Here is a 6075-nt window from a genome sequence, read left to right on the forward strand (position 1 = left end):
CACAATAGGAAATGAGCGACGCAATGACTAATCTTTCGCATCTGCGCCAATGGATCGGGCGGAGCGAGACTCTCAATGATGAGATCACGCGTGCGCCGGTCCGGGCGCTTAGCGCGATGTTGGATCTCCCGGAGACCGAGATACCCGAGGGGATGCGGCTTCCACCGCTGTGGCATTGGCTGTATTTTCTGCCCGCTCACCGGCAAAGCGAACTAGGGCCGGACGGCCATGCTCGCCGAGGCGGCTTCTTGCCGCCGGTGCCGCTACAGCGTCGGATGTGGGCGGGCGGTCAATTTGAATTCCATGCGCCGCTGAGAGTAGGCGACCAGGTCAAACGGGTGTCGACGATCGACGATGTGGCCATCAAGGATGGGCGCACCGGTCGTCTGGTGTTCGTGAAGGTGCGCCATGAACTCTTTCGCGGTGGTCACACTGGACCAGCGATCACCGAGTTTCACGACATCGTTTATCGTGAAGCGAAGCGCCCCGGCGATGCGGAGCCCGCTCCAACGCCAGCACAGGCTGGCGCCCCATGGCAGCGCAATGTCGAGCCGGATGATGTTCTTCTGTTCCACTACTCGGCCATGACGTTCAACGGACATCGCATCCACTATGACCGCGATTACGTGACCAAGGTTGAAGGGTATCCTGGCTTGGTGGTTCACGGACCGCTCATCGCAACGCTTTTGATTTGGTGCGACGCCAGGCGCCGGGCCGGGAAATTGCTGGCTTCCAGTTCAAAGCTGTTCGTCCCACGTTCGACGGGAAATCGTTCAGCCTGAATGGCGCGCCGTCCGCAGACGGGCGCTCGGTTGGCCTGTGGGCGGCTGATCATGAAGGTTGGCTGGCCATGCAGGCAACCGCGGCCCTGACCTAGAACGCCGGAGTTTCCCCTAATGTCATTGCCGCTAGAAGGCATCACCGTCGTATCCCTCGAGCACGCCATCGCAGCGCCTTTCTGCACACGCCAGCTCGCGGACATCGGGGCACGCGTCATCAAGGTCGAGCGGCCCGGCACGGGCGACTTCGCCCGCGCCTACGACGATCGGGTCCGTGGCGAGGCCTCGCACTTCGTCTGGACCAACCGCAGCAAGGAAAGCTTGATCCTGGACCTCAAGGACCCGGAGGGGCTGTCGGCCTTGAAGGCCCTGGTGGGTCAGGCAGACGTGCTGGTGCAGAATCTGGCGCCTGGCGCCACGGCGCGCATGGGGCTCGATTACGCCTCGCTGCACGTCGCGCATCCCCCGCTCATCGTGTGCGACATCTCGGGCTACGGTGGCGACGGCCCCTACCGCGACAAAAAGGCCTACGACCTGCTGATCCAGAGCGAGGCAGGCTTTCTCTCCATTACCGGCACGCCCGACACGCCAAGCAAGGCCGGCAACTCGATCGCCGACATCGCCGCTGGCATGTACGCCTACAGCAACATCCTTTCCGCGCTGTTGTTGCGCAATAAAACCGGCGAAGGGGCGCACATCGACCTGTCCATGCTGGAAGCGCTGACCGAGTGGATGGGTTATCCGCTGTATTACGCGTTCGATGGCGCATCGCCGCCCTTGCGGGCAGGCGCCTCGCACGCCAGCATCTACCCCTATGGCCCATTCGCGACCGGCGGCGATGGCACGGTGATGCTGGGCCTGCAAAACGAGCGGGAGTGGAGCGCCTTCTGCGCGGACGTTCTCGACGATGAGGCGCTGGCTCTGGACGAGCGCTTCGACAGCAATACGCGGCGCAACGCCAACCGGCAGGCGCTGGACGCCATCATCCTCGACAAGTTCAAGTCCCTGGACCGTGCCGAGGTGCTCGAACGCCTCGACAAGGCAGGCATCGCCAATGCGTCGGTCAATGACATGGCGGGGCTGTGGCAGCATCCACAGTTGCGAGCCCGCGACCGCTGGCGCTCCGTCGGCAGTCCGGCCGGCGAGATTCCCGCCCTCCTTCCGCCGGGGCGCAGCAATCGCTGGGAGGCTCGGATGGGACCGATTCCGCAGTTGGGCGAGCACACTGCCGCAATCCTTCGGGAACTCACTGCTGGCTCAAAGCCAGCCTAACGCTCGCCCTGGAGAGGCAACCATGGCATTTGACACCGACGGCATCGGCACCTTGACCGAGCGCTTCGCGGCGCTGTGGTCGGGGCTAACCTGGGCTGACATCCCCGAAGCGGATATCGCGGGCATCAAGGATCACGTCCTTGATACTCTCTCCGTTGCTCTCGCGGGCGCGCGGACGTCGGAAGCTGCCAGTGTCATCCGCGTACTCACCACGGCGAATGGGCGACAAGCTGGCGCGACAGTGTGGGGCACGCCGGATCGGCTGCCGCTTTCCCAGGCCGCGCTCGCGAATGGCACATCGGCGCATGCCCGTGACTTTGACGATGGTGGCGGGGCAGGACATGCCGGATCGACCGTTATTCCGGCTGCTCTGGCAGTTGCCGAGTCAGCGAGCGCCTCAGGGCGGGATTTCCTGCTCGCGACGATTGCCGGGTACGACGTCGGATATCGCTCGCTGCTCGCGATCGGCGGCTTCGCGGCGCATACCGGTCGGGGCTGGCACTCGTCGGGCACGATGGGAAGCCTCGGCGCTGCGGCAGCCGCAGCCAAGGTACTCGGGCTGGACGCCGAGAAGTTTGCAAATGCGCTAGGCATCGCGGGCTCCTTTACCGGTGGCGTGTGGGCATTCATCGACGACGGCGCGATGACAAAGCGCCTTCACCCCGGAAAGGCGTGCGAGACCGGTGTGAATGCAGCCCTGCTTGCCCAGGGTGGCATTAGCGGTCCGCACCGGATCTTCGAGTCGGAGTTCGGTGGGCTCTTCACCACCTACAACGGTGGCACGGGATTCCGGGAGAAAGCGCTGGATGGTCTCGGCGTCAACCTCAACGTCGCCTCTTCCTACCTCAAGCCCTACGCCTGTTGCCGCGGCAGTCACTCCACGATCGACACGGTGCTCGGGCTGATGAGCAGCCACGGCCTGCGGGCGAACAAGGTAAAGCGCGTCGACATCACCGCTGGGCAGACCGCCTATGACATGGTCAATGTCTATCCGATCGAGACAGTGTTCGATGCACAGTTCAGCCTGCCCTATGCGGTGAGTGTGACACTGGTCAGTGGCGAGGCCGGCCTCGGCCAATTTGAGCCGCCGAGGCTCAACGAGCCCGAGGTACGCCGTGTATTCGACCGGATCAGCTTTACCCTGGACAAGTCTATCGGCCTGGAAGACGGCCCTCGGCTGCACATCGAGCTCACCGATGGCACGACGATCGCCATGTCCGCGGGGAACCCGACGCTTGCCAAGGGCTCGGCCGTGCAGCCGATGACCCACGCCGAGGTAGTTACGAAGACACACGACCTAATCGATCCGATCGACCCGGCCCTGGCCAACGCGCTCATCTCGGCAGTGGAGAAGCTGGATCACGCTCCGGACGTCACCACCCTGCTCAACGCACTGAAGGTAAGCGGGTGAGCAGCCGCGATGTAGCGGACCACCGTTAGGGCTTCCGGGCGGTCACCCATCCCACGGAACCGCTTCACTCCTGCTGCGCGCTCACACAGCCGGCCTTCGCGCTGTTGAAGCGCCTCCGGCTCTGGCCGGCTTTTGCGACACCTCGGGTATCCGGATTGCGATGCTCCCTTGATTCCTCAAGGCTGACGCGTGCCGGAATATTGTCCTTGCTCCGATGCGAGCCCGCTGCTCAGCGCGAGCTCGTTGCCACTCTTGCGGCTATCGCAAACAGCGTAGTCACCGCCAGAGGTTGTGCCGAGTGCGCGATCGACCGGTGCCGTCCTCCCCTGAATGATAGTTCCAGATCGCGCAAGACTCTCTTTCGGCCGCAGCATTTCTTGCGCCCAGGTGGTCGCATACAGTGATGGTCAAGCAAGAGCCTCAGGGAGCAAACGTGGCAGCCATAGACAGCGTAGCGATCGTCGGTGCGGATTCTGTTGGTCGAGTGACCGCCTTGGGTCTTACGCAAGCTGAGGTCCCGGTCGCCATCGGACGTGAGACCGTCTTTACGCCGCGTGCGATTACGTACCATTGGTCGGCACTCGAGGGTCTCTCGCGGCTTGGTTTGCTTGAGGATGCGCTTGCGTTGGGGTTTGCCAAGCAAGATTACGCCGATCTTGCGTAGCGATCCGGCATTTTGTCATCGACGCTTTCGTCGGTCTTCAAGCCTACATCTCGGAGCAAGCTCGAGCTGCGGCAGCTCGCCAATGCCATTGGTGCGGCGAGCTCCATCAGCATTTATCGGAGCGAAAGCAACAGGCTCGTGCCCAGTCTCGATTGCAGAAGAACGGAGCAGCTATCCGGCCCTCTCCGTGGTTCAGGGCACAGCGCGTTACACATTGTGCGGTGGAGGGAGAGATGGGCGGTAGGCTTGCTGGGAAAACGGCCATCGTGACCGGTGCCGGTTCGGGTATCGGTCGTGCCACGGCTGTTCGCTTCGCGCAGGAGGGGGCATCGGTGATCGCGGCCGGCCTGTCCGAAGGTCTTGAGGACACGGCCGAGCTTTGCAGAGCGACGGGAGCGACTGCAATTGCCGTGGTGGCCGACGTCAGCCGAGCTGGCTCGGGTGAAGCGATCCTCGAGGCCGCGACCAGGATCCCGAGCTGCCCCAATGTGCTGGTGAACAATGTGGGCATCGCCGGTACGACCGCCGTTTACGATACGACGGACGATGAATTCGATCGCATTGTCGAAACCAACCTAAAGAGTATTTTGCGCATCTCGCGACCTTTCCTGCGATTGTGCCGCTCGCAAAAGATGGCCGCGTCGATAGTCAACATATCGTCGGTGCAGGGCATGCTTGGATTTCCCAACAACGCCTCCTATGCGGCAACCAAGGCGGGCGTCATCGGATTGAGCAGGCAGATGGCGCACGATTGCGCCGCCTTCGACGTACGCGTGAACGTGGTTGCGCCCGGCATCATCGAAACGCCGCGCACCGAAGCGCGTCTGCGCGACAATGCCGAATTCAGAAAGTACTCCGTTCAATCGACTCCTCTCCGCCGCGCGGGGCATGCGGATGAGGTCGCCGCAGCATGCCTCTTTCTTGCCAGCGACGAAGCCAGCTTCATCACGGGTCAGGTCCTTGCCGTCGATGGGGGAGCGTCGGCGACCGTCTTTCGTGTCTAGTGCGATCACACGTTGGCCGATCGAAGCATTCTGAGGTCATGCATCGCCGATGCTCGCCACGGTTACGCGGGAGTCGATCTGAGACCTTGGGCGAAGCGTCCACCATAGATGATTGCGAACGGGAGGGGAGAATGTTGCGTTGGAGAGAGGGGGAGCCGCCGTCCCGCCTGCGGCGGTCGGCTAGTTGCCGGCCACGTGAGGGCGGTTGTCCTTCGGTCCTTCCATTATGACTCGGTTGAATCCAGTCGATCGACGACCGCAGCTCGCGGTTCGCGACGTCAGCGTCGTGTTCGGCGGCATCGTCGCGCTGAACGGCGTGTCCTTCGACATGCACAAGGGCGCCATCCTCGGCTTGATCGGCCCCAACGGCGCCGGCAAGACCACGCTGTTCAACTGTCTCTCGCGGCTGTATCAGCCCTCGTCCGGCGACATCCTGATGGAGGGCGTCAGCATCCTGTCGCGGCCGCCGCACCGGATCGCCGAGATCGGGATCGGCCGCACCTTCCAGAACGTGGCGCTGTTTCCGAACCTCTCGGTGATGGACAACGTCCGCGTCGGCGCGCATTCGAAGACCTCCAGCGACATCATCAGCGACTCGCTGCGGCTGGCCTGGGTCCGGCGCAGCGAGGCAGGCGTCAACAAGAAGGTCCAGGAGATCCTCGCCTATCTCGACCTCGAAGACGTCGCCCACACCACCGTCGCGGGCCTGCCGTTCGGCACCCAGAAGCGCGTCGAGCTGGCGCGGGCGCTGGCGGCCGATCCGAAGATCCTGCTGCTCGACGAACCCGCCGGCGGTCTCAATCACGAGGAGGTCTACGTGCTCGGCGACCTCATCCGCCGCATCCGCGACGACCGTCACATGACCGTGCTGCTGGTCGAGCACCACATGGGCCTCGTGATGTCGATCGCCGATCACGTCGTCGCCTTGAACTTCGGCAAGAAGCT

General features: G+C 63.3%; 6 protein-coding genes. All 6 read left to right on the forward strand.

Translation table 11 applies throughout. The features are described from left to right. The first annotated feature begins 11 nt into the window (after nucleotides 1-11). Nucleotides 12-782 (forward strand): HTD2 family dehydratase, encoded by a 771-nt coding sequence (locus AYJ54_RS22895; protein WP_245329104.1) that lies wholly within the window; start codon nucleotides 12-14, stop codon nucleotides 780-782. Nucleotides 783-896: 114 nt separating this feature from the next. Next, a complete protein-coding gene (locus AYJ54_RS22900) occupies nucleotides 897-2051 on the forward strand; it encodes a CaiB/BaiF CoA transferase family protein (RefSeq protein WP_063702384.1) in 1155 nt (384 codons plus the stop codon). A gap of 22 nt (nucleotides 2052-2073) precedes the next feature. Continuing rightward, a complete protein-coding gene (locus AYJ54_RS22905) occupies nucleotides 2074-3462 on the forward strand; it encodes an MmgE/PrpD family protein (RefSeq protein ID WP_063702386.1) in 1389 nt (462 codons plus the stop codon). 433 nt (nucleotides 3463-3895) lie between these two features. Next, nucleotides 3896-4126 carry a hypothetical protein gene (locus tag AYJ54_RS22910; protein ID WP_136623871.1) on the forward strand — a complete coding sequence of 77 codons (231 nt, stop codon included), beginning with the start codon at nucleotides 3896-3898 and terminating at the stop codon, nucleotides 4124-4126. A gap of 266 nt (nucleotides 4127-4392) precedes the next feature. Next, complete coding sequence (locus AYJ54_RS22915; RefSeq protein WP_161491893.1) at nucleotides 4393-5130, forward strand: SDR family NAD(P)-dependent oxidoreductase; 738 nt, start codon at nucleotides 4393-4395, stop codon at nucleotides 5128-5130. Nucleotides 5131-5356: 226 nt separating this feature from the next. After that, on the forward strand, nucleotides 5357-6075 hold a 719-nt coding region (locus AYJ54_RS22920), incomplete at its 3' end, for an ABC transporter ATP-binding protein (RefSeq protein WP_063702408.1).

The sequence above is a fragment of the Bradyrhizobium centrolobii genome, assembly GCF_001641635.1.
Classification (GTDB): Bacteria; Pseudomonadota; Alphaproteobacteria; order Rhizobiales; family Xanthobacteraceae; genus Bradyrhizobium; species Bradyrhizobium centrolobii.